Below are 641 nucleotides of genomic sequence, written 5' to 3' on the forward strand. Positions count from 1 at the left end.
ATACCGCGCTCAACACGACCGGTAACAACTGTACCACGGCCTGAGATTGAGAAAACATCTTCAATTGGAAGAATGAATGCACCGTCAATCGCACGCTCTGGCTCTGGAATATAAGTATCTAAGGCTTCTGCAAGCTCAAGAATTTTAGCTTCATAACCAGCATCACCTTCAAGGGCTTTAAGTGCTGAGCCTTGAATAACCGGTAAGTCATCACCTGGGAAGTCATATTCAGAAAGAAGTTCACGCACTTCCATTTCTACAAGCTCAAGTAGCTCTTCGTCATCAACCATGTCACATTTGTTCATGAACACGATGATGAAAGGAACGCCAACCTGACGAGAAAGCAAGATGTGCTCACGCGTTTGTGGCATTGGGCCATCGGTAGAAGCAACCACTAAGATTGCACCATCCATTTGAGCAGCACCAGTGATCATGTTTTTAACATAATCCGCGTGACCAGGGCAATCAACATGCGCATAGTGACGAGCTGGAGTATCATATTCGATGTGAGAGGTATTAATGGTAATACCACGCTCACGCTCTTCTGGAGCGTTATCGATTTGTGCGAAGTCTTTAACGTCACCACCATAAGTCTTACTTAAAACTGCAGAAATAGCAGCAGTTAGTGTAGTTTTACCATG

At 44.6% G+C, this 641-nt stretch carries 1 protein-coding gene; it reads right to left on the reverse strand.

The features are described 5' to 3' along the window. Window positions 1-641: GTP-binding protein (locus L2764_RS27535; RefSeq protein ID WP_248943509.1), on the reverse strand; the 641-nt coding region annotated here is incomplete at both ends.

This window comes from Shewanella surugensis (genome assembly GCF_023284005.1).
GTDB lineage: Bacteria > Pseudomonadota > Gammaproteobacteria > Enterobacterales > Shewanellaceae > Shewanella > Shewanella surugensis.